This window comes from Propioniciclava sp. LT432 (assembly GCF_059515965.1).
The window spans coordinates 11,487-37,880 of the sequence record NZ_JCAKNE010000034.1 but is presented as its reverse complement, the minus strand read 5'-3'; the positions used below and the strand labels follow the sequence as shown (position 1 = coordinate 37,880).

23 protein-coding genes are annotated in these 26,394 nt (G+C 66.3%); 2 read left to right on the top strand and 21 right to left on the bottom strand.

The genetic code is table 11. The features are described from left to right. Positions 1-111: 111 nt before the first annotated feature. Positions 112-1,662 carry an IS1634 family transposase gene (locus AC5YDV_RS17005; RefSeq protein ID WP_496184346.1) on the top strand — a complete coding sequence of 517 codons (1,551 nt, stop codon included), beginning with the start codon at positions 112-114 and terminating at the stop codon, positions 1,660-1,662. A 314-nt stretch (positions 1,663-1,976) separates the two neighbouring features. Here AC5YDV_RS17005 and AC5YDV_RS17000 read toward each other — a convergent pair whose 3' ends face one another. From AC5YDV_RS17000 to AC5YDV_RS16975, 6 genes are all read right to left on the bottom strand, one after another. Further along, the gene (locus AC5YDV_RS17000) at positions 1,977-2,855 is read right to left on the bottom strand and encodes a ribokinase (RefSeq protein WP_496192538.1); all 879 of its coding nucleotides are present in this window, start codon (positions 2,853-2,855) and stop codon (positions 1,977-1,979) included. 19 nt (positions 2,856-2,874) lie between these two features. Continuing rightward, positions 2,875-4,575 carry a dihydroxyacetone kinase family protein gene (locus AC5YDV_RS16995; protein ID WP_496184745.1) on the bottom strand — a complete coding sequence of 567 codons (1,701 nt, stop codon included), beginning with the start codon at positions 4,573-4,575 and terminating at the stop codon, positions 2,875-2,877. A gap of 94 nt (positions 4,576-4,669) precedes the next feature. Continuing rightward, complete coding sequence (locus tag AC5YDV_RS16990; protein WP_496184744.1) at positions 4,670-5,479, bottom strand: carbohydrate ABC transporter permease; 810 nt, start codon at positions 5,477-5,479, stop codon at positions 4,670-4,672. Positions 5,480-5,518: 39 nt separating this feature from the next. Beyond that, positions 5,519-6,322, bottom strand: coding sequence for a carbohydrate ABC transporter permease (locus AC5YDV_RS16985; RefSeq protein ID WP_496184743.1), 804 nt, complete (start codon positions 6,320-6,322; stop codon positions 5,519-5,521). Between the two features lie 252 nt (positions 6,323-6,574). Next, on the bottom strand, positions 6,575-7,885 hold the full coding sequence (locus AC5YDV_RS16980) for an ABC transporter substrate-binding protein (RefSeq protein WP_496184742.1): 1,311 nt from the start codon (positions 7,883-7,885) through the stop codon (positions 6,575-6,577). A gap of 19 nt (positions 7,886-7,904) precedes the next feature. Further along, a complete protein-coding gene (locus AC5YDV_RS16975) occupies positions 7,905-8,798 on the bottom strand; it encodes a dihydrodipicolinate synthase family protein (protein ID WP_496184741.1) in 894 nt (297 codons plus the stop codon). Positions 8,799-9,029: 231 nt separating this feature from the next. On the opposite strand from AC5YDV_RS16975, the gene AC5YDV_RS16970 reads away from it, so the two are divergent. Then, positions 9,030-9,689: a GntR family transcriptional regulator gene (locus tag AC5YDV_RS16970; RefSeq protein ID WP_496184740.1), complete on the top strand. Its 660-nt coding sequence runs from the start codon at positions 9,030-9,032 to the stop codon at positions 9,687-9,689. Between the two features lie 162 nt (positions 9,690-9,851). On the opposite strand, the gene AC5YDV_RS16965 is transcribed toward AC5YDV_RS16970, so the two are convergent. The 15 genes from AC5YDV_RS16965 to AC5YDV_RS16895 form a co-directional block, all read right to left on the bottom strand. Beyond that, positions 9,852-10,499 (bottom strand): hypothetical protein, encoded by a 648-nt coding sequence (locus AC5YDV_RS16965; protein ID WP_496184739.1) that lies wholly within the window; start codon positions 10,497-10,499, stop codon positions 9,852-9,854. After that, entirely contained in the window at positions 10,499-11,983 is a 1,485-nt protein-coding gene (locus tag AC5YDV_RS16960) for a type IV secretory system conjugative DNA transfer family protein (RefSeq protein ID WP_496184738.1), read from the bottom strand. The genes AC5YDV_RS16965 and AC5YDV_RS16960 overlap by 1 nt, the downstream gene beginning before the upstream one ends. Next, positions 11,980-12,447 (bottom strand): hypothetical protein, encoded by a 468-nt coding sequence (locus AC5YDV_RS16955; protein WP_496184737.1) that lies wholly within the window; start codon positions 12,445-12,447, stop codon positions 11,980-11,982. Before AC5YDV_RS16955 ends, AC5YDV_RS16960 begins: the two co-directional genes overlap by 4 nt. Next, entirely contained in the window at positions 12,444-13,562 is a 1,119-nt protein-coding gene (locus AC5YDV_RS16950) for a C40 family peptidase (protein WP_496184736.1), read from the bottom strand. Before AC5YDV_RS16950 ends, AC5YDV_RS16955 begins: the two co-directional genes overlap by 4 nt. After that, positions 13,559-15,076, bottom strand: a complete 1,518-nt coding sequence (locus tag AC5YDV_RS16945; RefSeq protein WP_496184735.1) for a putative type IV secretion/conjugal transfer ATPase — start codon at positions 15,074-15,076, stop codon at positions 13,559-13,561. The genes AC5YDV_RS16950 and AC5YDV_RS16945 overlap by 4 nt, the downstream gene beginning before the upstream one ends. Continuing rightward, complete coding sequence (locus AC5YDV_RS16940) at positions 15,076-16,584, bottom strand: SCO6880 family protein (protein ID WP_496184734.1); 1,509 nt, start codon at positions 16,582-16,584, stop codon at positions 15,076-15,078. The genes AC5YDV_RS16945 and AC5YDV_RS16940 overlap by 1 nt, the downstream gene beginning before the upstream one ends. Beyond that, positions 16,581-18,080 (bottom strand): hypothetical protein, encoded by a 1,500-nt coding sequence (locus AC5YDV_RS16935; protein WP_496184733.1) that lies wholly within the window; start codon positions 18,078-18,080, stop codon positions 16,581-16,583. The genes AC5YDV_RS16940 and AC5YDV_RS16935 overlap by 4 nt, the downstream gene beginning before the upstream one ends. 15 nt (positions 18,081-18,095) lie before the next feature. After that, a complete protein-coding gene (locus AC5YDV_RS16930) occupies positions 18,096-18,917 on the bottom strand; it encodes a hypothetical protein (RefSeq protein ID WP_496184732.1) in 822 nt (273 codons plus the stop codon). Next, positions 18,917-19,198, bottom strand: coding sequence for a hypothetical protein (locus AC5YDV_RS16925; protein ID WP_496184731.1), 282 nt, complete (start codon positions 19,196-19,198; stop codon positions 18,917-18,919). Before AC5YDV_RS16925 ends, AC5YDV_RS16930 begins: the two co-directional genes overlap by 1 nt. Continuing rightward, positions 19,195-19,953, bottom strand: a complete 759-nt coding sequence (locus tag AC5YDV_RS16920; protein WP_496184730.1) for a hypothetical protein — start codon at positions 19,951-19,953, stop codon at positions 19,195-19,197. The genes AC5YDV_RS16925 and AC5YDV_RS16920 overlap by 4 nt, the downstream gene beginning before the upstream one ends. Then, positions 19,950-20,765 carry a hypothetical protein gene (locus AC5YDV_RS16915; protein WP_496184729.1) on the bottom strand — a complete coding sequence of 272 codons (816 nt, stop codon included), beginning with the start codon at positions 20,763-20,765 and terminating at the stop codon, positions 19,950-19,952. Before AC5YDV_RS16915 ends, AC5YDV_RS16920 begins: the two co-directional genes overlap by 4 nt. A gap of 867 nt (positions 20,766-21,632) precedes the next feature. Continuing rightward, positions 21,633-23,102: an NAD-dependent succinate-semialdehyde dehydrogenase gene (locus tag AC5YDV_RS16910; RefSeq protein WP_496192537.1), complete on the bottom strand. Its 1,470-nt coding sequence runs from the start codon at positions 23,100-23,102 to the stop codon at positions 21,633-21,635. Between the two features lies 1 nt (position 23,103). Continuing rightward, entirely contained in the window at positions 23,104-23,607 is a 504-nt protein-coding gene (gene fae, locus AC5YDV_RS16905; protein WP_496184727.1) for a formaldehyde-activating enzyme, read from the bottom strand. 5 nt (positions 23,608-23,612) lie between these two features. Beyond that, positions 23,613-24,719, bottom strand: coding sequence for a Zn-dependent alcohol dehydrogenase (locus tag AC5YDV_RS16900; RefSeq protein WP_496192536.1), 1,107 nt, complete (start codon positions 24,717-24,719; stop codon positions 23,613-23,615). Next, positions 24,716-26,389, bottom strand: a complete 1,674-nt coding sequence (locus tag AC5YDV_RS16895; protein WP_496192535.1) for a BCCT family transporter — start codon at positions 26,387-26,389, stop codon at positions 24,716-24,718. Before AC5YDV_RS16895 ends, AC5YDV_RS16900 begins: the two co-directional genes overlap by 4 nt. Positions 26,390-26,394: the final 5 nt, after the last annotated feature.

The window sequence follows — 26,394 nt, the reverse complement described above, 5'->3', positions numbered from 1 at the left end:
CCTGAGTTGGACCTCTGGTGGCGGCTTTGGGTGTCCTAGTGATTATCGGACCTAGTCACCGAAGGTTGGTTGGCTCGTTTGGGGCACTAACCAGGCGGTAGGATCGTGCGGGTGAGCCCGTTCCTGCGGAAGGTGAAGACCGCTTCGGGGGCGACGGCTGTGCAGATCGTGGAGAAGAAGCACGGGGTCCGCACGATCCTGGAGCACTTGGGCTCGGCGCACGATGAGGCCCAGTTGGCGGCCTTGTTGCAGGTGGGGCAGGCGAAGCTCCACGCGAACCAACCCCTGCTGGACCTACCGACCACGGGTGGCGTGCAGGCCGGGTCGGCGGTGATCGAGGGCAAGCAGTCGAAACTGCTCGTGGACGTGGTGCATGCCTCCTGGCGTCGGCTCGGGTTCGACGTGATCGAGGATGAGGCGTTCTTCCAGCTGGTGTTGGCCCGGCTGGTGGAGCCGACCTCGAAGGTGGACAGTCTGCGCGTGGTGGCCGACCTCGGCGTCGCTGCGGTGCACCTGTCCACGGTGAAGCGTTGCTTGAAACGGTGTGCTGACAAGGAGTACCGCAGCAAGGTCGCCCACGCGTGCTTCCAGCACGTGTGGACCGACCAGGGTGGGGACGTGTCCCTGCTGATGTACGACGTGACCACGCTCTACTTCGAGACCGACACCGAGGACGACCTCCGCAAGGTGGGGTTCAGCAAGGAACGCCGGGTCGATCCGCAGATCGTGGTCGGTCTGCTCGTGGACCGGACCGGGTTCCCGCTCGAGATCGCCTGCTTTGAGGGGAACAAGGCCGAGACCGGCACGATCATCCCGGTGGTCAAGGCGTTCCAGGAGCGCCACAGCGTGGCCGACATGGTCGTCGTCGCGGATGCGGGCATGTTGTCGACTGCGAACCTGGAAGCCATCGACGAGGCCGGATTGCGGTTCATCGTCGGCTCCCGCGTCACCCGCGCCCCGCACGACCTGGCCAAGTACTTCCACTGGCACGGCAATGCCTTCGCTGATGGCCAGGTCATCGACACCATCACCCTGCGCCGGCAGAAGACTGATCCCGACCAGGTGAAGACCCGCGCCGAACCCACCTGGACACCCCAGACGCATCCGGCGGCGTGGCGCGCCGTCTGGCAGTACTCCCACAAGCGGGCTGCCCGGGACCGCAAGACGTTGTCCGCACAACGGGAAAGGGCGGTCGCGATAGTGGACGGAGTGCGGCCGGCGAAGAAGGCCCGGTTCGTGAAGACCACCGGCCAGACCGCCAGCCTGGACGAGGCATCGTTGCAACGTGCCACCGACCTGGTTGGTTTGAAGGGCTACGTCACCAACATCACCGCCAGCACCATGCCCGCGGCCGAGGTCATCAGCAGCTACCACGACCTGTGGCAGGTCGAGCAATCCTTCCGAATGAGCAAGAGTGACCTGGCTGCCCGGCCCATCTACCACCGTCTGCGCGACTCGATCGAGGCACACCTGACCATCGTGTTCGCCGCACTCGCGATCGCCCGCGACCTGCAAGCCCGCACCGGCTGGAGCATCAAGAGGATCGTCCGAGCACTACGCCCCCTGCAACACGTCACCATCACGCTGGCCGGCCAACAACTCCAAGCCGAGCCCGTGATCCCCGACGACATCGCCGAAATGCTTGCCCGCGTGGGTCACTAAAGAGGTCCAACTCAGGTGTTCGACGCCCTGCTAACCTCCAGGAATCGCCTCCTTTGCAAGGACTGCTGGGAACCACCGCGCCGTTACCGCCCTACATTTGGGCGCCGTCGATAACCCAACTTGCTCGCCGACACCGATCGCGGACGGCGTGGCCAATCGGCTTCGGCTTATCGATACCCAGGTGCGCAACCTCGCACCGCTGGGCCGGGATGCAGCTTTGCCGCTTCATCCCCATGGGGACTCGCCAACCCTCAAGAAGGACCGACTCGTCGGGACGTCCCCTGACCGGGGCCAACCTGTCTGTTGAGGCGTCGTCACTCCCAGCCAAATTCGTCCACCTCGGCGCGGAGAGGGATGGACCGGGCAGCACCAGCCCGGGTGACTGCGAGAGCCGAGGCCGCAGTGGCCAGCGCCAAGCAACCCTTCATGTCGAGCCCCTCGGCCTCCCCCGCCAAGTAGTATCCAGTGAACGTGTCTCCGGCAGCAGTCGTGTCCACTACGGGTACAACGCGCGCTGGCACAAAGGCGCGGTCGGCGCCGCGCGCGGACCACGCGCCCCTCTCCCCAAGCGTGAGGACCACCGTGGCCGACGGCAGGCGCTGGGTCAGCGTGTCGAGGATGCTACTGGCTGATTGCACGCCTGCAAGACCCGCTCCCTCGCCTTCATTGATGAAGAGGAAGTCCACAAGGGGGAGGAGATGCGTCGGTAACAAGGCGTCCAGCGGCGATGGATTGAGGGCGACGCGGACACCGAGCCTCTTGGCCAACTTGAGCGCGTGCGCCGTTCCGTCGACCTCGTTCTGCAGGACGAGAAGGTCTCCTCGGCTCAGCATCGAGACGACACGCCCCACCCAATCGTCGTCGGCAACGCGGTTAGCCCCGGGGTGGACCATGATGCCGTTCGCACCGTCGGGTCCCACCTGGATGATCGCGTGGCCAGTCACGCCTTCCACCCGTCGCACGTGCGTTGTGTCCACCCCAAGCTCCGCCAGTTCGGTCAGCAGCCAGACGCCGTCATCGCCGATCTGCCCACCCATGTGCGTCTTCATGCCCGCAGAGGACAAGGCGATCGCTTGATTGAGCCCCTTGCCGCCAGGAGCCTCGGTGAAGCCAGAAGCAGTCAGCGTCTCGCCTGCCACCACCATGTGTGGCACGCGGTACGACCGATCAATGTTGAGGGAACCGAAGGACATGACGCGCACGGCTCGACCTCTATCGGGGTGCTCGGTCATGCGACGGGGAGTGCCCAACCAAGGTCTCTACAGCGCGTGCGACAGCGACGGATCCGGGATCCTGCCGCCCGACACTCCGATCCTGGTGCCATGCAGCGCGCCCCTTGGCCGATCGGAGTTGAGCAATTTCATCGACCCAGATGGGCAGCCGAGACAAGAGGTTCTCCCCGCTCCCCTCCGCCTCGAGCGTATCCAGCACGGGTACAAGCACATCGAGCATGGTCTTGTCGCCCAGCCGTGCTCCACCCTTGTCCGCGATCGCGGCAGCAATGGCACGCCCCATCGCCACCACAGAGTCCAGGTCGGGCTGGCGTGTGTCGTCCACCACCGCAGACGCAGACAGCAACCCGGTCCCGATCAAGGCAGCAAAAGTCGAAGGATTGGCCGACGCGAAGGCCATTCCTGCTTCACGGAGTAGTTCACTGGCAGCGACGTCACGCGGAAGCGAGGCCACACGCTCTCCCATCGCGGTGACACCGGCCGTAACCGTCAAGCCGAGGTCTCCATCCCCCAGCGCCGCGTCCAGCTCGCGCAGTTCGTCCTCGTACTGCGGCATCTCGGCGGCAAGGTGCAGCACGGCGTCGCGCAGGGCAGACTCGAACCCCATCTGTGCGATCTCACGACCGTCCGCCTCTCCCGCGACCTGCTGCTTGGGCCGGGACACTGACTCTGGGATCGCGGTCCCCGGCCGATAGAACGGTGACGACGCTGGCGCGTTGAGCAACTCCTCGAGTTCGGGGTCGAGCCGCATGATCGAGATCGATGCGCCCGCCATCTCCAAGCTCGTGGCATATTCGCCGACCATGGCGTGGGCGATGTGTGCACCCAGAGCCTCGATCTGATTCGCCACCTCCGAGTACAGGATGTACAGCTCCTCCAAGGGCGTGGCCCCAAGACCATTCACCAGAACCGCGACTCGAGAAGCACCATCCAACTCAAGCTCCGCATTGAGGTGCTCGAACAGGACCTCAGCGACAGCATGAGCGGGGGCGATCGCCACTGTCTCCAACCCGCTCTCCCCGTGAATCCCAACTCCAACTTCCATGTGACCCTCCGGCAGAGAGAAGCTGGCCTTGCCGGCGGCGGGGAGGATCGTGGGCGCGAGTCCCACTCCCGCGGTCCGCACGGCAGAGGCCGCTCGCTGGGCCACAGCGGCCACCTGATCCAAGTTGGCACCACCACTTGCGGCCGCCCCGGCGACCTTGAATACGAGGGTCAGGCCCGCAATACCGCGTCGGCTCATGGCCTGATCAGAGGGCGCTGAGAGCACATCGTCTGCCCCGAGCACCGTTCGAGTCCTGATTCCGCTCAAGGCCGCCCGCTCAGCGGCAAGATCGAAGTTGTAGACATCGCCGCCGTAGTTGCCATACAGGTAGAGCACCCCCGCCCCCGAGTCCACCGCCCGAGTCGCCGCGAGGATTTGATCAGGTGAAGGTGACGAGAAGACGTTGCCCACCGCCACCCCGGAGGCCAAGCCTTGGCCAACATACCCCAAGAACAACGGAAGGTGCCCTGAGCCACCGCCGGTGACGATGCCGACGTGGCCACGGGGGATCGTGGTCACGACGGCTCGACGATCCCCGGAAGCGAAGCGATAGCAGTCCGGATGCGCGCGGACGATGCCCTCCAACACCTCGTCGACGAATTCATGGGGGTCGTTGATGATCTTTCGGAGCGTCATTCGAAAATGCCCTTCCCTGAGGCAAACACACACTTGCAACTTCTTACGTTTCCCTGCACCACCTCGCCTGGAGCGCACCTCCCGACGCGAATTATCAGCCCTTCTCCGCTCCGCTCATCAAGCCCGCCACGATGTACTTCTGGGCAAAGAGGCCGATCAAGAACATAGGGATGACCGCCAAGACGGAGAGCGCCGACAGAGTGCCCCAACTCACGCCATACTCACCAAAAGCTAGTTCAGAGATCGCAACCGGAAAGGTCTTAGAAGTCGCAGTCTTGGCGAAGGCCAACGGAATAAGGAATGAGTTCCACACGGTTAAGAAGGTGATGATCAAAGTGCTGGAGATTGCGGGGCCTGAGATGGGCAGCACGATCCTCCTGAGGATGTCCCAAGAGTTACAACCGTCCAACTTGGCAGCTTCGTAGAGCGACTCCGGAATGTCATCGAAGAACGACTTCATTAGCCAAGTGGCCAACGGGTATGCCAAGGCACTGATAACGAGTGCGATGCCCGTCTTCGTGTCGAAGAGATTCAGTCGCTGCAGATAGAAGTACAAGGGTATGACGACTGCGATCTCCGGAACCATGCGCGCCAGAATGATGACGATCATGATCCCGTTCTTGGCCGGGTAGTGAAACATGCCCGAGAAGCTGAATCCGGAGAGGATGGCGCAAACCATGACGACGAATGTCGCCCCCAAGGTCACCATCACACTGTTCAGGAAGTATTGCCCGTATTCCGACTTCAGCAGCACCTGATCATAATTCGATAACGTCCAGTGACGTGGGAGAAGTGTCGCGGCACCCTGGAGGATCTCTGATTGGGACTTGAACGATGTACTCAAGAGCCAGACGACCGGCAGCGCCGAATACGCGAACAGCAGAATGGCCGCCAGGTAGATCAACGCCTGCCTCCGTAGCGATCGTATCCTCGTCATCTCGCCTCAACCTCGCTTCAGGACTTTGCCGACGAACCAGATGCTGATCATCAGAGACAAGACGAAAACGATTGCGGCTGCCGCCGACCCCATCCCGAGGTTGAACCCCACCATGCCCTTCTTGTATGCATAGGTGCCCAGCAACTCTGTCGTACCGGCGGGCCCTCCCCTCGTGATGATCCAGACCGAGTCGAACGTTCGAACTGCCATCATGGAACGCATCAGGAAGGCGACACTCGCAGCAGACTTCAACAATGGTATGGTCACGTTCAGCGTGCGCTGGATCGCACCAGCCCCATCAATCTTCGCCGCTTCGACCAGTTCTTGAGGGATGCCCTGTAGGCCAGCATAGAGAACCAACATCACGAAGGGGGTGAACGTCCAGACATCAATGAAGATCAGGACGCCCAGGGTGAGTCCTGGAGTACTCAGCCACTCGATGTTGTTGGAAATCACACCGAAGCGCAGGAGGATGCTGTTCAGCACCCCCGATGAGCCGTTGAGTATCCATGCCCACATGAAGGCGGTGACTGATTGCGGCATCATCCAGGGCAGCAGGCTCGCCCCCAGAATAACGTACTTTCCTTTAAAGCCCTGCCGGAAGAGCAGGGCGAAGAAAAACCCCAGAACAAACTCTAGGACTAGGGCGACCGTCACAAAGACCACGGTCTGCACAAATGCTTGGCGGAACTTCTCGTCGGCGAACAAAGCAGAGTAGTTGCCCAATCCAATGAAACGAGGCGGGCTGGCGGACGCCAGATTGTACTGCTGCACGCTATAGATGAACCCCTGAATGATGGGGATCGCCATCACGAAAACCGCCAAGGCCATTCCGGGAAGGAGGTACGCGAAGGGCGCCAGCCGCTCCCTTCCCGATCGCCTGCGCGTCGGTTTGACCCTCGCTCCTTGACTGGGGCGAGATGTTGAGCTCAGGCTCAATCGCGAAGGGGACATGTCAGATCACCAGGGTCATTGGTCGTTCCATTCTCACGTGTCAACGCTCATGTGCGTGCGACTCTAAGCCCGCGGGGTCCCGCGACCAGCCGCGGGACCCCTCCATGGCTAGCTCTCCAGCAACTTGGTGATGTCGTTGTATGCCCCATCCAAGGCCTGCTGGGCAGTCAGCCGCCCGTTCATCGCTTGGTCGATGTAGTCGCCGAGGATGATAGACGTCTCACCGCCGCGCGCCATGATGACCTTCTGCGAGTTGTTGTTCGCCGTGTCGAAGACGAAGTTGGAGAACTTCAGGAAGTCGTCAGGGATGTCGTACTCGTCGGCCGCCGCCTGATAGGCCGACTGCCGGAACGGCCAGTCCTTCTTTTGGCTGAACTCGTAGGCGCCTGCCTCGGTGCTCAAGAGGTAAGTCACCAGATCCCAAGCCAGATCCTTGTTCTGCGACATCGTGGGGATGCCGAAGCTCCACGCGTTGAGGACCGTGGCAGCCTCGCCCTTGGTCGAGTGCGGGACCGCGGCGTAGCCGACCTTACCTTCCACCTCAGAGCCGTAGGTCATGCCGTACACGTAGGGCCAGTGGGTGATCATCGCGAACTTGCCGGACAGGAACCCCTCATGGATCTCGTTGTTGTCATAGGTGATCACATCCGGGGGCATGACCTTGTGCTTGTTGCGCATGTCCACCATGAGTTGCAAGGCCTCGACACCTTCGGGTGTGTTGAACAGTGGCTTGCCCTCCTCGTCAACGACCTTCCCGCCGTTCGTCAGGAGGAAGTTGAAGAAAGAGTAGGTGTTGAATACTTGACCAGGGAGCCCGTTGGTCGCCATACCCCACTGGTCGATGTTTCCATCACCATCAGTGTCCTTGGTCAACTTGACCGCAGCTTCGATAAGCTCGTTCCAGGTTTCAGGCACCTTCGAAATGCCCGCTGCCTCAAGGAGGTCTTTGCGGAAGTAGAGCACGTAGGCATCCAAGCCGTAGGGGACGTTGTAGGGATGTCCCTTGTAGTTGCTGTAGCCGGTGCGAAGAATGTCGCCGTCATCAATTAGCGAAAGATCATACTTGGGGTCTGCACTTCCGTCCAAGGGCGTCAGCATGGGGTACAGCTGGTCGAGGTAGAAGTCCCAGAACATAATGACGTCGTACCTTGGGTTCTGTGTCTGGGATGCGAGAACGTACGACGAGGCGTAGGTCTGGGTGTTCTCCTCGATCACCTCAAGGTCGACACCCTTTCCGTCCGCCCACTTCTTCATGGACTCGATCGCGGTCTTGTAGTCACTGGTATTGACCACTGCCGCGACAGTGAGCTTGTTGTCGCCTTGCTGGGTGCCCACACCCCCACCACTTGGTGCAGGTCCGGCACAGGCGACGAGTAGGCTCGCCAGAATGCCACTGGCGACGGCAAGGAGCTTCTTCATGTGACCCTCCAAGTTCCGGTCAGCTGAGCAGGGGTTCAAGCAGGGCCTCAACCTTGGCCTTGTGGGCCGAGGAGAGTTCCTTCAGCGGGCGGCGTGCGAAACCGACATCGACGCCTTGGACTAGCACGGCGAACTTCAGGATCTCCAGCCAGTGGGCATCGGCAGCGGTCGCTGGATCCATGAAGTACTCGACGAAGGGGATGAACTTCGACCAGGCAGCGGTCCCCTTGTCGAGGTCACGCTCATCCCGTAGCGCGTCCTGAACTGCACGGCACTGCCTTGGGAAGGCGGCCGGGAACCCTGAGAGCCAGCCGTCGGCCCCTGCCGCGAATGCGGCAAGCCCCGAGTAGTCGTGGCCGTAGAACACCGTCATGTCCGACATGAACTTGAGGTCGCTGATCCGGTTAGTGTCCCCGTGCGCTGACTTGATCGATTGAACCGTACCTTCTGCGTGCAGTTCCGCGGCCTCTCGCGAGCTGAACTCGTAGCCAGCGAAGTGCGGGTTATTGTACAGGCAGATCGGTAGGTCGACCTCACGACGGATCGTACGTAGATGTTCCCGAGCGGCGTCCTTGTACGGCTTGTAATAATACGGAAGCAACACCATGAGTCCGTCCACGCCGGAGGCCTTGGCCTTGTTCGCCAAGTAGAGGGTCTCGAAAGTGCTGTACTTTCCCACGCTCGCGAGAACCGGAACCTCCCCGGCCACGAAGCGAGTCACATGATCGATGACCTCGGCCTGTTCGTCGGGTTGCATGGCGGTCATTTCACCGGTGCTGCCCGCAACGGCGAGGGCCTCGGCGCCCGACTCGATTAGCCAGGTGACGTACTTCTCGGACTTGGCCCGATCGTAGAGCTCGTCTGAGCCCCAGGCGGTCATCATTGCCGGGCAGATGCCCTTGACTTCACTCACTGTTGGATGTCCCTCTACTCGGTTGCCGGACGGCCTCGCCGCCCCTTTTCGATCGCCCCAACTCCTACTGACCGGGGTCCCGCTGCCCTTCTTGTCAGGGCCTCCCCCGAGGCGTACGCTAGACGCTAATCGATCAGCGGCTAGCGGTCAAGGGGATCGACATAGCTAATCTGGTGGCGTTGTCTGGCTTCTGAAGGGGGAACTCAGGTGGCAAGCTCTGCTGACCACGGCGTGTCTGAACTCATCTCCGATCGGGTCTATCGGATCCTCACCGAACGGATCATCACCGGCAAGATCGCCCCTGGGACAAGGGTCGACCCTTCCGCAATCGCTGCTGAGTTCGGCATTTCCCGGGCACCGATCAGGGATGCGCTTGCTCGAATGGAGCACGCACAGTTGGTGGAGACCAAAGCTCGGTACGGTACCTTCGTAGTGCTCCCGACCGTGCAGGACATCCACGAAGTCTGCCAGTTCCGCAAGGCCGTTGAAGTGCTGGCCACCGGGCTAGCCGCGTCGCGGATCTCAGCCTCGGTTCTGATCGAGTTGCGTGACGAGGTGGTCGAAGCCCTCGCTGCGGCTGACGACGGCGTCTACGAACCGTTTTTCGAGAGCGACCACAACCTTCATCAAACCATCATCGCGGCGGCCGGAAATTCACGACTGCTGCGAGCGCGAGCCGGCGTGGAGCCTTGGGTGTCGTGGCTCAGGGTGCTGGGGGCCACGGGCGTGCATCGGATCGCGGGTTCGACCAGTCGTCACCTAGAGATCTTGGACGCGATGCTCGCCCATGATGTACCAGCGGCCCAAGCAGCCGCGGCCGTCCATCTCGATGAAGTTGAGGCTTGGACTGTGGAGGACTTTCAGCGATTACCCGTCTCGGAGTCGGTATAGCGGGAATCGATCAGTCTGTGGGCCTCCAAGCGCCAGACCGCGATTCTTCCCGAACTATCCGCACGCTAGCCACCGCAATGCGGCCGGTGCTTGTCGTACCGGGCTGCAGCCTCCTTGCTGGCGGTGCTGCATGCATCAGGGTCATGGTGCGCAAGCTGTATCTCAGGAGATCCGTCCCGTGTCGAGGTTGGTGGTCCCTCCGTCGGAGTCCTGGATTAGCCGGGAGTTGGGTCGGTTGAGGACTTGCTGGTGTTCCTCGATTCGGTATCCGATGAGGGCGGCGATGTCGCCGCGGTAGGCGTCCCCACGATCGCCGACCCACTCCTGGCTCACATGTCGAGAATGGCGCGCGCGGGCCGGCCAGGCGGTATGGCCGCCGTCGCATTGTGTCTTGATCCGGGCGCGCATCCGTTCGAGGAACGCGGGGACGCAGTAGCGGTGCCAATCTTCGAGTTGGTCGCTGGAGGTGGCGATGCCGGCGCGGCGGCGTTGGTCGGCCAGCGTGGCGACTTCGTGGACGAGGTGCGGGTGGTGGGGCCAGCAGGCGGGGATGACGCCGAGGTTGGGGTCCCACACGTATTCGATGTTGAACCAAGTCACGACGTCCTCGAGCCAAACCCACGTTTCCTCGCGCAGGTCTGGGTCGGTGATGGTGGCGGGGTCCCAGGGGCGGGGCAGTTTGGCGGGGTCGCCGATGATGCGTCGTTCTCGGTCGTTACCGTTCTCGGCGAGGTACAGGTCAGAGAAGGCGCGTTGCAGTGCCGGGGTGAGCGGCATCGGGAACGGTTGGACCAAGGCTCGGCCGGCCATCACCACTCCCCCTCGTCGTTGCGGTCGATGATGCCCTGCTGCCGGGCCAGGACCACCGCTGCCATCTGTCGGTCCGCGAGCGTGTCGAGGTTGCGGCGGACCCGGTCGACCTTGTCCTGGACGGCCCTCTGCTCGGCAAGCAGTCGCCGACCGGCCCGGCCTTCGATGCACCTGTCGAGCCGGGCGATCAGGGGTGTGGCGTTCTCGGGGACGATGAGCGCCTGCTTGGTCGGGATCTGCCGGACCTCTTCCGGCTTCAGGATGGCCATGTCCTCCCCCGATGCTGACCGTCCGCCTTGGCGTCCGAACTGCCAGGTGGTGCGCGCCACACGGACGGTCCCGACGAGTTCGGAGACCTCCCGGTTGAACGCGACGTCCTTGCTGCCGCCGAACAGGACAAGCACGTTGGTCAGCCCGAACAGGGCACGCGCCTCCTGTTCGCCGAACAGGGAGGCGAGTTGGCGCCAGGTTTGGGCGGCGTAGATGAACGACAACCCCAAGGCGCGTTCGTTGGCCATTCGGGTCCGCAGGGTCGGGATGGGCGCGGTAGAGGGTAACTCGTCCAGGCAGGCCAACATCGGTGGGCAGAGCCTGCCCCACGGTGAGGCGTGCGCCATCGCGAGGGCGGTGTCGAGGACGTGTTCGGCCAGTGCGGTCATGAGCGGGGACGCCGACGAGAAGGGGTCCTCGCGGCCGAGCAGGTAGACGGTGCCACCGCGGCGGATGACACCGACGATGTCGGTGGCCGGCCGTCCGGGGGTGGGCACGCAGCGGGCGAGGATGCCGGGTTGGAAGAACAGGTCCATCGCTTGGTGGACGGTGGTGCGGGTGTTGGACGCCGTCCGCTCATCCCCGGTCAGCGCCCCGTGCAGGAGGGCGTGCCAGTGCGGTGCAGCGTTCGGGTGGTTGCGCAGGATCTCGGTGGGCTCCAGGGAGTCCAGCGGGTTGGCGACCCACGAGAGGACAGCGTCCAGCGTCTGGCCAGTGAGGGCGGCGGCGTGGAAGTAGCCCTGCAGCACCTTGGCTGCTTCGGTGGCGTAGAAGCGGGCGGCTGAGTCCCCCGCTCCCCCGGTGGTCGCGCCACGGAGGGTGCCGGCGGTGAACGCCTTGGCCCGACGTTCGGCCACCAAAGGGTCGACGCAGCCGTCGATGGGGTTCCAGACCAGCTCGGGCAGCCCCGGCGCGAACCCGAAGGGGTCCAGCACCAGGCACGGGCGCCCTCCTTGGCTGCGGGCCGTGAACGACAGGAACAGGTCCGCGGGCTTGGTGAGGGTGACCAGCGCCGCGCCCGGCGCGTGGAGCAAGGCCGGGGTGAGCAGGTCGAGCGTCTTGCCCGAGCCCTGCGGGCCGATGACCCCGCAGGTGCGGTCCCACGGGCACCACAGGTCACCGCCGCGCGGCTCGTGCGCCCTCCCGATGCGCCAGCCGACCTGGGTGGGATCGAAGCGGGCACGGGTGCCGTGCGCCTTCGCGGTCGTGGTCATCGGCTAGCTTCCTTTCGGGCTTGAAGGTCTGGTCGGATGATGTGGCGAACGTCGCGCAGACGGCTCAGCCCGAGGACGGCCTTGGCGTCAGCGACGGTGGACAGTCCCTTCATCCGGCCCGCCCCCCACCGAACGAAGAGCAGCCGTCCGACGACGGCGAGCACAGCCGCCGCCAGCAGCAACCCGAGGGCGATCCACACGGTGAGGCTCGGGGGCGAGGTGACCCCGCAACTGACGTCTGGCAGTCCGGCGGTCGCGTCGCCGGTGAGCAGGCCGGGCAGGGCATTGATCAGGTTCTCGGCCGGAGTGAGCTGCCAAGTGCCGGTGGCGACGTAGCAGGCCGCGGCGCGGCCCAGGTGGACGGCCATCACGAGGGCGTACCCGACCAGAAGGGCGACCGCGGCGGGAACTTCCCACGTGTAGGGGTAGGGGTTGGTGCGGCGTTGCCGCTGGAGGGCGCTCATGATGCTCCTTGGGGTGGGGTGTCGGAGAGGTTGCCGAGTCGCCAGATCTCGTAGATGTTGCGGTTGGCCCAGATCGTGTAGTCGTAGTGGCCGACCCCCTTGCGGACGGCTTCCAGGCTGGTGTGGCCGGCGGGGTTGTAGACGAACAGCACGTGGCCGACGTGGTTGGGGCCGCGCCACGTGTTGGTGAACACGAAGTCGCCGGGGCGTTCCTGCCCGGGTGGGACGCGGAAACCGTTGCCCTTGGCGAGCCAGTCACGCTGGGCTTGGGACGTCCGGGGGATGCTGATCCCGATCGAGCGCAAGGTCGCTTGGGTGAAGCTGGAGCAGTCCCACGCGTCGGGGCCGTTTGCGCCGAACACGTACGGCTCCCCAATCTGCTGGCGCGCCCAGGCGAACATCTGCTGGACGCGTTCGTTGGTGAGTGGGGGCAACGTAGGGTCGCCCTCCCCCGCGGCGCCGCAATCGTCCGGTGATCCGGCCACGACACCGCCGCCGTAGGCGTGGGCGTAGAACAAGACGTCGTTGACGTACCACGTGGACCGGTTGTACGCGAACAGGGCCTTGCGGACGCTCGCCTCGCCGCTGGTCACCCCCATCGAGGTCAGGTAGTTCGCCGCCGAGTGGACGCTGTCGGCGTCGTTGAGGATGTCGGCCCGACCGTCGCCGTCCCCGTCGACGCCGTAGGCGGCGAACGTGGCGGGCATGAACTGCATCAGCCCCCTGGCACCCGCGTAGCTGGTGGCGTTGTTGCGGCCGTGGTTGGTCTCGGACATCCCGATGCCGGCCAGCAGCGTCCAGGGCAGCACGTAGCGGGACGCCGCCGCCCGGTACAGCGATTCCACGCTGGCCGGGATGGCGGTGGGTGGGTTGTGGACGCTGTCCTTGCGCGGCGCACCCGGCTGGGGCAACGCGAACCCCACCCCACCTTCCCCGCCGGTGTCGGGGTCCTCGGGCACATCCAACGGCGGCAGAGTCGCGTCCACGGGGACGGTGACGCACGGCCGGTTCAGGACGAGCGTCGCACCGACGGGTGCCAACAGTCCGTTGAGCAGGACGACCAGGGCCAGCGGCAGCGCCACCAGCGGCACGAGGGCCAACGCCAGGAACTTCATGCCGATGCTCCTTCGATCGCGGCGTTGGTGTAGGTGAGTTGCGCCTCCCACGGCGTCAAGACCGTCTTCACCTTGTGCAACTGCCCGCCCACGAGCCACAGGGCGCGGCCCTTCTCCTGCCGGGCCCAACCGGTGACCAGCTCGCGTCCGATCGGCCCCAGTTCGAGGAGCCGCTCGAGTTCCTGACCGACCGCGGCGTCCTGACCGTGCAGGATCTTGATGTCGGCCAGGTGCAGCAGGTCACGGGCGATCGCGACGGCTTGGGAGGTCTGCTCCCCCACCGACAGCAGGTCGCTGGGCTTGTGCGCGACCACGAACTGGATGTCGCCGGTCGACCGCGACAGGCGCAGGTCGGCGTCCAAGCTCTTGACCGGCTCCGGGCCGAGCCGCATCTGCTTCCACGCCTCGTCGCGGACTATGATCCGCCGATCCCCGGGCGCGGACATCTCCCGCATCCCGCGGCCCCACGAGTTCAGGCAGGTCAAGGCGATGCCGATGGCCTCATCGCCCAAGGGTTCGAGGCGGGAGAGGCTGAGGGACTGGATGGGTGCGTTCCAGTCGACGTGGATGGTGGTGTGGTCGTCGAACAAGCCGGCCAACGCCCCGGAGACGAGTTGACCCAGCGCGTCCCGCAGCAGCCGGGTCTGGTCGAGGAACTGGCGTTCGGTCTGGTACCGGCAGGTGCCGATCAGGTCGTCGGTGGGGTTGTTCAGCAGCTGCCACACGGCCGGGATCGTCGTCTCGACCAAGCGGGTGTTGCCGTCGTGGTGACCCGTGAGGATCCGAAGCGCGGCGATCACGACGACCTCGTCGCTGGGACCGAAGGGCACGTGTTGGTCGCCGATCTTCTGACTGCCCACCAGACCGCGCACCAGGGTGAGCCAGCGTCCGAACACGATCGCTGCGCGGCGTTGGGCCTCGACCGGGTCGAGTCGGTCCCAGCCTTCCCCGAGGGGGCCGAAGGCGAGGGGGTTGATCCGCGTCCCGAGGCCGTGGCCGATGGCGAACGGTTCGACGCCGAGGGCTCGGCACAGCGGCTCGTACTCGTCTTTGGGGTCACCCAAGATGAGGGTGCGGTAGCCGAAGTCGCCCATGCGCAGGCAGAACGCCTTGGTGGTGCTCGACTTTCCGCCGCCCGGCTTGCCGAACGTGATGATGTTCGGGTTGGTGACCGGGATGCGCTCGTCGAGAACCCAGCCGTGGGGGTCGGCGTAGAAGCTGCCGCCGCTGAAGTAGTCGATGCCCATCTGGGCGCCGGTGGGCGGCAGGCCGGGTCCGGTGACGAAGGGCCAGAACACCGGTGCCTGGTCGGAGGTCATCCGCCAGCGTGAGACCGGCACGGACGCCGGCGTCCAGCCCGCACTCGGGACCGGCCGACCCCGTCGGGGGGCGGTGCGGAACAGGCGGGCCTCGCGGGGCAGCTGGACCGTGGTGGGGGCAGCGGGTAGGTCGTGTCCGAAGTCGGTCAGCAACGACCCGATCCCGCGACCACCGGAAATCCTCGTGCGGCGCATCACAGGCCTCCGGTTCGGTTGAGACCAACACCGAGCGGGATGGTCGAGGCGGCGAAGGCGGCGTCCTGGACCAGGTCGAGCCGCAGGGGCGCGAACCCTGCGCCGCGGACGGCCGCGTCGAGTCGGCGGGCGGCCTCGGCGACCCGTTGGGTCTTGGGGACGGTCACGGTGCAGACCGCGTACGGGGTGGTCAGGGAGTTGCCGCGGGCCAGCTTCACGTCGAGATTGCGGACCTTGGCCAGGTCGGCGCGTTCCCGTTCGCGGAGCTTCACCCCGGCCCGCTCGCGGAGGCCTTGGCCCATGTCGGCGACCCATTCCGAGCTGGCGGACTGCCGATCCGCCCGGTCGGTGGGGACGATCGGGTAGCACACCATCATGGAGCGGCGTTCGGCGGGTTCCTGTGGGGTGAGCACCGGCGCCAGCGCGCCCATCACCGCGCCCTTGGCCGGGAGCTTGATCGTGGAGGAGACGCTGTTCCACGCATCGTGGGAGTAGTGCCGTGCCACCAGGTCGGCTCCCGAGGGGCCGGCCATCGCCCACGGCACGTCGGCGTTCACGTTGTGATCGGCTTCGTGGGCGGCGACGGCGTCCACGATGCTGGCCCGGTCTTCGGGCGCGAACCCGGTGCGGACGGCGACAGCGAGCTCCTGGCTGGTGAGCCAGGTCACCGACGTGGCGCCCATGCCGCCGGTCAGGTGGGCCTCGACCTCCCCCATCAACAGGTGGAGGGCTCGGGCGCGGCCGTCGAGCCCGCCGCCGACCTCGCGGGCGCTGCGACCGAGCCGGGATTCGGACACCACCACGGTGACGAACTGCTCGGTACGGACCGAGGCTTGGGTCAGGCCGGCGTTCAGGCTGTCGTTGATCGCCCGGACCAGGTCGGGGCTGTTCGGGCGGCGGTGGCGGGCGATCCACTGGTGCCGTTCGGCGCCGTCGTCGGGGACCGTGCGGACCACGAAGATGAGCTCGTCGACCAGCTCGCTGCGGGAGCAGGCGTCCAACAGCTCGGTGAGGCCGTGGCCTTGCGTGCGGCGTTGGTCGGCGTCGGCCGCGCTCAGCCCACGGTGCACGAGGGCTGCGGTGACCGCCCACGTGCGGTGGGCGTGGTCCTGGATGATCGCCACCCGGCGCAGGCTGGCCCCGTGCGGTGGCCCGTCGTGGATGGCGATGCCGCTCAAGACGCCGGGGAGGTCCGGTTCGGCCAGGTCGGTGACCATGCCGCGGGACGCCATGCTGCGGAAGCTGGCCCACCGTGCGAGCGTTCCGCCGGCGAAGCTGATGGAGGCCAACAGCCAGCCGGTGGCCGAGCGGCCCTTCACCGGGACGGCCACCAGGACCGCCAGCAGCGTCCAGGACGCGGCCACGCCGAGGGACAACAGCCACTGGCCGGCGCCGACAGCGCCGACGACGGGGATGGCGGTGACACCGAGGGTGGCCAATTGCCAGCCGTTCAGGCCGAAGAACCAGCCGATCTTGGCGCGGGAGTAGTCGCTGTAGATCGTGCTCATGAGGTCGAGTTCCCTTCACTGCACTGGACGGGCCCGGTCGGCTGCATCGGCTGGAGCGCCGGCGGTTGAGGCGCGCCCGGCCCCGGCGGGGGTGAAGCAGATGGCGTGGCGGCCGGTGGCGGTGTATCGGTCGACGTCCTGCCGTGCGCCTCGGCGTTGGCTCGCTGGCCGGCGCTGCCACCATGGCGTCCGAAGCCGCCGTGGAAGTCGGGGTAGTAGGCGTTGTGGCCGATGCCTTGCTGGTTGGTGAGGTCGGCGCCGATCGCGGTGCCTGCCGCGCCCAGCCCGCCAACGGCGCCGATGGTGTCGGCGACCGCGCCCCGAATGGGTCGCAGGAACCCACCGATCGCGGCACCTCCGCCCTGCTGGGTGTGCTGCCCGGCCTTTGGTGCGGGTTGCGCACCGGTCCGGACGCCGTGGCCGTGGTTGCCGCCCGCCGGCGGCTGGCCAGCGCTGCCCGACAAGCTGGTGGCGTTCATGAGCCGGCTGTGGGTGGCGCCCTCGGCGGTGCTCTCTCCCGCGGATCGGCCTTGGGGGTCGGCCGTCCGGGCTGCGGACGACCCGGAGTCGCCCTTGCCACGGACCAGTCCCTGGAGCCCGCCCACCGTGGCCCACCCGGAGCGCATGGCCGCGCCCGTGGCGGTTCCCGGGTCGACGAAGGACAGCAGCTTGTACAGCGCGACCGGGCTGACCACCGAGACGCAGAGCAGGCACACCGCGCCCACCGCGGACCCGACCGAGCCCTGGATGTCGTCGGCGTAGCCGACCGCGACGCCCTCGGCGAACTTCAGGCCGATGCCCATCACCATCACCATCAGCACCGGCGCCAGCGCAGTGGCGTGGAACCAGCGGAACGTCTTCCAGAACCACGCCCGACCCACGTCCCCGACCAGACCCGCGGCCGCGATCGGACCCGTCGCCACCAGCACCAACAGCGCGGCGGAGCGGACGATCATCACCAAGAAGTGGCCGATCGCCGCCAGGATCAGGAAGAAGCCCAGGACGAGCAGGACCGTGGCCAGGACGCCGTCGGTAATGTCCTTGGGGTGGAACGGTGTCCATGGTTCCCAAGCCCGCCAGGTGGTCACGTTCAGCAGCGACTCCATCAGCGCGCGGGTCAATCCACCGGAGGCGGTGACGAGCATGGCCGCATAGCCGAGGAAGCCGACCCAGACGGCCACGAACTGGCCCACTCCGATTGCCGCTCGGCCCAGGCTGCGTCCGTCGCGGCGGAAGACGGCCACCCCGACCTGGACGATGAGCAGGACCAGGGCGAGCGCGCCGGCGATCCAGAACATGAACCGGTACAACTCCGCACCGGGGCCGGTTTCGCTGATGTCGGGGGTGAGCAGGCCGTCCATGAAGCCGAGCGCGAACCGCAGCACCCACAGGCCTGCGCCCCACACGGCCAGGCACATGGCCACCCAGCCGTCCACGATGAGTTTCGCCGCCTCGGAGGCGAGGAGGCCGAACGGGTCCCACGGGGTTCCAAACATGGTGCTCCTTCGGGTTCAGGGGGCGGGGGTCCAGGTGAGCCACCCGGCGTCGTTGGCGAGCTGGGAGCCCGGCCAAGCGGAGGGGGCGGACGCCGGGGCCGGTCCGGGGGCGATCTGCCAGCGGCCGTCGTGCCACTGCATCCGCTCGCAGCGTCCGTACCCCATCCGCGAGGTGGTGCGGATGGTGGCGCGGACGTCGTACAGCACGCACGCCAGCACCCAGTTGGGGCCATCGGTGCCCTTGATCTGAGCCCCCACCGGGGTCACCTCGACCACGGTCGTGGGGTCCTTGGTGGCGCCTTGCTTGGCGTTGGCCAGGAAGCTCTGCACGTGCTGGGCCACGATCCACTCCCCCAACCCGATCGCACCGTCGAGGGTCCATGCGGCGTGTACGTCGCGGGTGGTGGCGACGCTCATTTGCTCCAGCACGAGCCGATCCAGTGCCGTGAGCTGGCCCACTGCCCCCTCAGGGGTATGCGGGAAGCCGGTCGGTACGCCCGCCGGCCCGCGGCCGATCGTCGGCTCCGGGATGCGGATTGTGGGAGCCGGCGTCAACGCTGGAGCGCCTTGGAAGGCTGCCTCGCGGGGCACCTGCAGCATGGGCGCCGCGGCGATCGCGTCCCGGGACGCCACTGCGCGATGGCGCGCAGGGTCCGCCGAGGCGGCCGCTGGGTTGGGTTGCTCGATCCGGGGTGTCAGGGCGGAGACCATGCTGTGGACCAGACCGATGACCAGCAGCAGGCACGTGATGCCGCTGATCACGACCAGGGCGAGCAGCTTCTCCCGCGGCCACCCCTGAGCAGAGGGGGTGGCGGACGACCGTGGGTGTCTGCTCATCACACGCACCCCGACCCGACGATGGCGGCGACGATGGCCGGGAAGATTTGGTAGGCGACCGCAGCCAGGATGACGACCGCGACCCCGACGACGCCCGTCTTCGAGGCGTGGGGCATCGAGAAGATCTTCCCGGCCAGGATGGCGCCGATCGACACCACGACGCCGATGACGAACAGCACGCCGACGGCGAACAGCACATAGCCGGTGATCTGGTCGACGTAGGTCTGCATCCCCGGAGGGGGCAGCGGGCAGATCTCCAGCGGCACGAGCAAGGGGGTCATGAGGTCATTCCTTCCAAGGCGAGGCTGCGGACCGCGGCCAGGACGGGCGCGGGGATCGGGTCGACGTCCAGACCACGCGTGGCCAAGGCGTCATGGACGGGGACGAAGACGACGCGCCCGTCTTGGCGGAGGTTCTCGGCGGCGTGCGAGAGCACGACATGGCGTGGCCACCGACGCGATGGCGGGCCGATGAGGGCCAGACCCACCGAGCGTCCCGGTGGGGCCAAGTGGGCCAGGGACACCTCGAGGCGGCGCATGCACGGGACCGTGCAGCGCGCGGCCAGCACGAGTGGGACCGACGGGTCGCGCACCGTCTGGCTGGCCCAGCCGCGTCCACCCAGGTGGGTGAGGGCGTCAGCGCCAGCGTCAACGACGGTCAGGCCGCCGTCGGCGGTCGGTGGCAGCGGGCCGGCGGTCGGGCCGGGGAGCTCCAAGGGGCACCGTTCCACCAGCAACGTCCCGCGGCGTCCACGCAGCCAACCGGACTCACCGGCGGGCAACTCCCGGTCGCACGCACCGACCAGGCCGGACGCCACGGTGGGGGCGCAGTCCACCAGCCGGCTCGCCGCGTGCGCTTCGGCGAGGGCTGTCGCCACGGTCGTCGCGCCCACCTGACCCGCCACCCCGACCACCACCACGAGTCGCTCCCCGGATGAGCGCGGGAAACCTGCGGCCGAGCCGGCCTGGCGGAACTCGCCACGGCGGATCGCGCCCCACGCCAACAGCAACTCAGGCGTCGTCACCGTGGTGGTCATGCCGCGCACTCCCTGACCAGTCGCGAGAGCGCCTTGACTGCCCTGTCCGCCCGACGACGCAGCTGCCGCGAGGTGATGCCGTACCGACGTCCCAGTCGCGTGGCGACCTCCTCGGACAGCAACCCCCGCAAACCCGACGAATTCGCCCTCAGTGGTCCCGCGGCCTCGCCCGCGCTGGCGATGATCTCCAGCAGCAGGTCCCGTTGCGCGGCATCGATGTAGCCCACCGCGACACCGTCGTCGAGGACGTGCAGCAGCTCCACGCGAGGGTCCACATCGTCAACCTCCTCGGTCGCGTGCCCATCAAAGACGGTGGACGCCACCGGCGTGGTCAACGGAAGCCGCGTCCGCGGCGCCTGCACACCCATCTCCAGCAGGACGACCGTCTTCAGGTCCCGGGCGATGCTCGCCGCCACGTCCCCCGATCGGACGCGATGACGGAACGACCTCACCAGAATCCACAGGTTCGAGGCGATGACGATGTCCACCTCGTCGGGCTCCAGGTGCTGGACGCACTGCGCCGTCGCGATCGCGGCGGGGAGCATCACCCAAGCGAGGATGAGGGCGGCGTCCCGATCATCGCCGCCATCAACGGCGGCTTGTCGAGCCAAGGCGCGCAGGACGGCGTTGACCTCGATGAAGACTTGGGAATCGCTGGAGTTGGGACGGGCCCGATCCAACCAACGTGGCAGGGACTCCGGCTCGGCCACAGCGGCCAGGGCGGGCTCCCGCACGCGCCATGCATCCCACTTCTCCGCGATGATCTGCTGAGGGACTCGCTCCTCCAGACCGAGCTGCTCCGCGATGCCCATGGCCGCTTCCTTTCGTGGTGTCCTGACACCACGGAAGCCCACACAAGGCATGTCCTCAGATCTGTCCTCGACCTGTCCACAAAGGAAGTCCGGCCGCCCACAGGTCCGTTGGACCCCTTGCCAGGAGCATGTCCACCATGTCCACCCGATCACCAGCGGCATGAGGGGGCCAGTGCGCTTTGTCCGCCACGACTTCAGCTGTGGCTGCTCGTGGCGGGAGGCGCCCTCTTGCCATCTCGCACACTTGTTCTAATGGAACTATCCTGCGTCCATGTCTTCGCGCATCAACTCCGAGCTGGGATCACTCGGTGACCGCATCGCGCGCATGCAAGCAGACGGCCCGAGATCCGCGGCCAAGCACGTGCTCGCACGCGATGACGCCGGCGCCTGGCAACCCGCCCTCCTCATCGAATGGCAGCGCCGCCCAAACGGCTGGTGGGGTCGAGTCGCCATGCTTGAAGATGGGGAACCAGCCCTCCTCGAGCTTGCCGCTGGCCGCCTCCGACCATTGGATTGCAGCTGCTGCCGCGCCTAGTCCGTCTCGCTTGGCGCGAACGTTAGGGAAACGCCAGGAGTCCGAACGCGTTCGCTGAGATCCTCGTCGGCTCGTGTGGAGTGGGAGGCGCCGGCTACGGCTCCTGCCGTGACCACACGGGCGCGGCCTCGCCTGCGCCCCTTCCGATAGTGACAATCACCGCCGGCCTGAGGGGCGAGGTCGAGGTACTGGCAGCGACTGCGTACAGGTGGCTTGATGTGGACAGGGCCGTCCGCACAAGCGGCTACGAGGTTCGTTGCGTCTCCGGTGGATGGGAGCACGCGATCGGCCCTCGGCTAAGAAGCCGAGGGCCGATCTAGCCTGGAACGGGTTCAGAACCCGGTGGCGTCCAGCGCGACGTACTTCAGCGTCAGGTACTCATTGATGCCCTCGAAGCCGCCCTCGCGGCCCAGCCCGGACGCCTTCACGCCGCCAAAGGGAGCGGCGGCGTTGGAGACCAGTCCGCGGTTCACGCCGACCATGCCGGTCTCGAGGGCCTCCGCCACCCGGAACGCTCGGTCCAGGTTGGACGTGAACACGAACGCGGTCAGGCCGAACTCGGTGTTGTTGGCCAGGCTGATGGCCTCCTCGTCCGACCCGAAGGTCTGCACCGCAGCGACGGGCCCGAAGATCTCCTCCACCGCGATCCGGGCGTCGGCGGGGACACCCGTGACGAGAGTGGGCTCGTAGAAGAACCCCGCCCCTTCGCGCGACGCACCGCCTACGAGCACCTCAGCACCCCGCTCAACGGCGTCCCGGACCAGTGCGTCCACGGAGTCGCGCTGCTTCTCGGTGATGACCGGCCCCACGGTCGCCTGGGCATCGAAACCGTCGGACGCCACAACACTGCGCATGCGCTCCTCGAGGCGATTCACGAACTCATCGGCGACGCCGGACTGAACCAGCAGCCGGTTCGCTGCCACGCATGACTCACCGCCGTTGCGGAACTTGGCCAGCATCGCACCGTCGACGGCCCGGTCCAGGTCGGCGTCGTCGAAGACGATGAACGGCGCGTTGCCGCCCAACTCCATCGACGTGCGGACCACGTTCTGGGCCGCCCCCTTCAGCAGGGTCGAGCCGACCCCCGTCGACCCCGTGAACGACAGCTTCCTCAGACGCGGGTCCGCCAGGAGGGCCTCAGAGATCGGCGAAGGGTGTGACGTGGTGATGATGTGCAGCACCCCGGCGGGCACACCGGCGTCCTGGAACAGCTTGCCCATCAGCAGGCAGGTGAGCGGCGTCTCGTGGGCCGGCTTCACGATCATCGTGCACCCCGCCGCGATCGCGGGGGCCACCTTGCGGGTGATCATGCCGAGTGGGAAGTTCCACGGCGTGATCAGCAGGCACGGGCCCACGGGCTGGCGCATCGTGACGATGCGCGAGTCACCCGTCGGGGCCACCCGGTACTCCCCATGGACGCGCGTGGCCTCCTCGGCGAACCACCGCACGTAGTCAGCGGCGTAGTGCACCTCGCCCCGGGACTCCGCCAGCGGCTTGCCCATCTCGAGCGTGATGAGGGCAGCGAACTGGTCCACCCGGTCGAGCATCATCTGGTGGGCGCGCCACAGGATGTTGGCGCGCTCCCGCGGGGTCGTCGCCGCCCACGCAGCACCGGCCCGCTCACAGGCGTCGAGGGCTGCAAGAGCGTCCTCCGCTGTACCGTCCGCCACCTCGGCGATCAGGCTTCCATTCGCGGGGTTAATGACCTTGAAACGGACATCACGTGCGACCCACTCCCCATCGAGCAGCAGGTCGCGCGGCACACCGTCCAAGACGGCCGCGGCGTTGCTTCGGTCGGGCATGTCACAGCTCCTTGGGCGTGTAGAAGGGATTACTGGGCTGGGCGGCGGCGGCGTCCACGTCGTCCCAGGCGGGGAGACCCTTCACGGCCGCCACAACGGCGCCATACGCGGCATCCCGCTGGTTGCGGTAGACCTCGTCCAGGTCGTCGCAGCCCGGGTTCACCCACACGGCGGCGACGATCGTCCACTCAGTCGGCGCCTCGGGGGGCAGGACGCCCTCGACGACGGCCCTGTGGACTCCGACCGCGATGCCGGCCTGCGCCGCTCCCCATGTCGCGTTGCCGTGCACGTCACCGCTGATCACGGCCTTGTTCACAAACAGCGTGAGCGGGCGCACCGGGATCCCCGGCTTCACGACGACCATGAACGGCACGTGGCCTGCCGACGGGCTGGCAAGGGAGTTGGCGAACGCGGCACCCGCCGGGCCTTCCTTCGGGCCGACCAAGACGTTGGTGTGGGCCGCGTTGACGCCGTCCCCGACGAACGATTCACCGATCAACAGCATCTTCCTCAGTTCCCTTCGAATGTCACGACCGAGCGCGCCGCATTCGTGGGCGCACCGAACACCTTGTTGATCTGCTGGAGCGGCACCACCGTGCCCACGAGCTCGTTCAGCTTGAGCTTGCCCGCGCGGTAGAGGTCGACCACGAGCGGGAAGTCCCGCGGAGGAATCGCCGACCCGTAGAAGGAGCCGACGATCGTCTTCTCCTCGCGCGGGAGGCGCGAGGCGGGGAGTTCGACCACGGCGTTCGATGGGGCGACGCCGACGTAGACGATCCTGCCTGCACGACGCGCTGCCGAGTAGGCATCACCCATGGCGCCAGCATGGCCGGTGGCCTCGATGACGACGTCCACGCCGACGCCTCCGGTGAGCTCCAGGATCTGCTCGGAGGCCGAGGCCTCCCCGGCAACGACGAAGTCGGTGGCGCCGAACAAGGTCGCCACGTCCTGCTTCTCCGGGTTGGTGTCGACCACGATCACGCGGCCGGCGCCGGCGACCACAGCACCTTGGACGGCGTTGAGCCCGACCCCACCCCCGCCGTACACGGCGACGGTGTTCCCCGTGCGCACAGCGCCGGAAAACAGGGCGGCGCCAACCCCGGTCATCACGGCGCACCCGATGAGGGATGCCGGCATCATCGGCATCTCGCGGTCGATGACCACGCAGCACTCCTCCGGCACCACGGTCTCCTCGGTGAACGTGGCGAGGAAGGAGTACTGGCTGATCGGACGGCCGTCTGTGGTCCGGAACCTGGACGTCCCGTCCAAGAGCCCGCCATCGAGCACGCGCGGGGCGTAGGCGGCACACAGGTTGGAGCGTCCATTGAGGCAGTGCAGGCACACACCACAGGAGGGTGCCCAGGACAGGATGACGTGGTCGCCGACCTTCACTCGGGTGACTGCGTCACCGATCGCTTCGACGACACCGGCTCCCTCGTGGCCGAGGATGATGGGCATCGGGCTGGGCATCCCACCGCGGGCCGCCATGACATCGGAGTGGCACACCCCAGAGGCGCCCAACCGGACACGCACCTCCCTCGGCTTGGGGTCGAGCAGGACGACGTCCTCCACGCTCAGGTCCGCCCCCACCTCGTGGAGCACTGCAGCGCGCGTCATCGGGGCTCACCTGCTGTGGTGGGGATCTCGGTGACGAGGTCGGTGATCTCCTCGTCCACGTAATCGTCGGAATACCGGGCCATCAGGTCCTCCTCGCTCATGGTGGCCTTCTTGGCCACCGACTTCAGGGGCACGCCGTGCACGTCGTAGTCCTGCTTGCGGACGTCGTACTTCGAAGGGTTGTTCGCCACCTTGAGGAGTGCGACCACCATGAACATCTCCAGGATGAGAGCCGGGAGGCCACCTAGGTTGGAGAGCATCTTCACACCGTCGGCGCCGCCGGTGGCGGCAAGCAGGATCCAGGCCACAAGGCCGATCAGCGCGCCCCAGAAGATCTTCATGATGCGGGAAGGCTCGGGAGATGATGGGGAGATGCCGGTGGTCGACATGCCGCCGATCGTGGTGGTGTACGCGTCGGCTCCGGTGACATAGGAGAGGAAGGTGATGAACAGGAACACCGGCACCAGAAGCAGCGACAGCGGGTAGTGCCGCAGGAACTCGTACACCGCGAATTCCGGACCGTTCGCCACGGCAGCCGTCAGGGCACCGCCCGTGTCCTGGTCGAGCTTGATGGCCGCCCCGGAGAAGATGGCGATCCAGACGACGTTGAACAGGGCCGGCATCACGAACTGAATGGTGAGGGCCTTGCGGATCGTGTGGCCGTAGGAGATACGACCGAGGAACATGCCGGAGATGGGCGCCCAGCTCAGCCAGTTGCACCAGTAGAACATCGTCCACCCACCGGCCCACGGGTCATCGGCTGCCGCACCCGTGAACATGGCCTTCGGGAAGAAGGTGGCCATGTTGTTGGCGAGGCTCTCCACCCCAAGGTTCAAAACGAAGAATGTGGGGCCCACCACCAGGATGAAAACGAATAGCGCCACGAAGAACAGCGTGTTGATCTCGGACAACCGCCGAACGCCATTGAACAGGCCGGCGATCGAACTGAAGACAAACGTGACGACGACGGCGATGTCGGCGATGGCCCACATGAACAGGCCAGTCTGCCAACCCGTCAGGTAGTTAACGCCGCCGCTGATCACCAGGATGCCGCTGGCGAGCGAGGCGGACATGCCCGCGACGAGCGAGTACATGACGATGGCATCCAAGCCTTGCCCCCACTTCCCCAGCACTTTGTCACCGAACAGGGGGGTCAGCGTCGAGGCGATGGAGTACGGCTTGCGCATGTTGTAGAACGCGAAGGCAAACATGATCGAGGGCACCGCGTAGATCGCCAGCGGCAGGAACGTCCAGTGCGTGAACATCGTGGAGACCGCGAACACGACGGCCTCGGGCGAGCCGGGTTCGAGGTTGAGCGACTCCGGCGGGGACATGTAGTGGTAAAGGGGCTCAGAGGTGCCCCACAGCAGCAGGCCGATGGCGATGATCGACGTCAGGGTGATGGAGAAGTACCGGAAGTTGTCGAGCATCGGTGCGGCGTCGCGGCCACCGATGCGGACGTCACCGAACTTTGACACCATCACCCAGACGATCACCAGCATCATGGCGAGGACGCCCAAGCTGAACGCCCAAGCAAGGTTGCCGATCAGCCAGTTGTTGGCGGCGTTGATGGCCGCGGTGAAACCCTCCGGGTTCACGAAGTTGTAGATGCATGCCGCCACGAAGAGGACGACGGGTGGCCAGAACGCGATGGGCCGAATTTTCTTCATCCGAG

Coding starts and splice junctions, on each gene's coding strand:
- AC5YDV_RS17000 (WP_496192538.1), bottom strand. CDS start 2,855: ATGTCCTTCGGTTCCCTCAACATTGATCGGTCGTACCGCGTGCCACAC.
- AC5YDV_RS16995 (WP_496184745.1), bottom strand. CDS start 4,575: ATGACGCTCCGAAAGATCATCAACGACCCCCATGAATTCGTCGACGAG.
- AC5YDV_RS16985 (WP_496184743.1), bottom strand. CDS start 6,322: ATGGCGATCCCCATCATTCAGGGGTTCATCTATAGCGTGCAGCAGTAC.
- AC5YDV_RS16980 (WP_496184742.1), bottom strand. CDS start 7,885: ATGAAGAAGCTCCTTGCCGTCGCCAGTGGCATTCTGGCGAGCCTACTC.
- AC5YDV_RS16965 (WP_496184739.1), bottom strand. CDS start 10,499: ATGGCCGGCCGAGCCTTGGTCCAACCGTTCCCGATGCCGCTCACCCCG.
- AC5YDV_RS16960 (WP_496184738.1), bottom strand. CDS start 11,983: ATGACCACGACCGCGAAGGCGCACGGCACCCGTGCCCGCTTCGATCCC.
- AC5YDV_RS16955 (WP_496184737.1), bottom strand. CDS start 12,447: ATGAGCGCCCTCCAGCGGCAACGCCGCACCAACCCCTACCCCTACACG.
- AC5YDV_RS16950 (WP_496184736.1), bottom strand. CDS start 13,562: ATGAAGTTCCTGGCGTTGGCCCTCGTGCCGCTGGTGGCGCTGCCGCTG.
- AC5YDV_RS16945 (WP_496184735.1), bottom strand. CDS start 15,076: ATGCGCCGCACGAGGATTTCCGGTGGTCGCGGGATCGGGTCGTTGCTG.
- AC5YDV_RS16940 (WP_496184734.1), bottom strand. CDS start 16,584: ATGAGCACGATCTACAGCGACTACTCCCGCGCCAAGATCGGCTGGTTC.
- AC5YDV_RS16935 (WP_496184733.1), bottom strand. CDS start 18,080: ATGTTTGGAACCCCGTGGGACCCGTTCGGCCTCCTCGCCTCCGAGGCG.
- AC5YDV_RS16930 (WP_496184732.1), bottom strand. CDS start 18,917: ATGAGCAGACACCCACGGTCGTCCGCCACCCCCTCTGCTCAGGGGTGG.
- AC5YDV_RS16925 (WP_496184731.1), bottom strand. CDS start 19,198: ATGACCCCCTTGCTCGTGCCGCTGGAGATCTGCCCGCTGCCCCCTCCG.
- AC5YDV_RS16920 (WP_496184730.1), bottom strand. CDS start 19,953: ATGACCACCACGGTGACGACGCCTGAGTTGCTGTTGGCGTGGGGCGCG.
- AC5YDV_RS16915 (WP_496184729.1), bottom strand. CDS start 20,765: ATGGGCATCGCGGAGCAGCTCGGTCTGGAGGAGCGAGTCCCTCAGCAG.
- AC5YDV_RS16910 (WP_496192537.1), bottom strand. CDS start 23,102: ATGCCCGACCGAAGCAACGCCGCGGCCGTCTTGGACGGTGTGCCGCGC.
- fae (WP_496184727.1), bottom strand. CDS start 23,607: ATGCTGTTGATCGGTGAATCGTTCGTCGGGGACGGCGTCAACGCGGCC.
- AC5YDV_RS16900 (WP_496192536.1), bottom strand. CDS start 24,719: ATGACGCGCGCTGCAGTGCTCCACGAGGTGGGGGCGGACCTGAGCGTG.
- AC5YDV_RS16895 (WP_496192535.1), bottom strand. CDS start 26,389: ATGAAGAAAATTCGGCCCATCGCGTTCTGGCCACCCGTCGTCCTCTTC.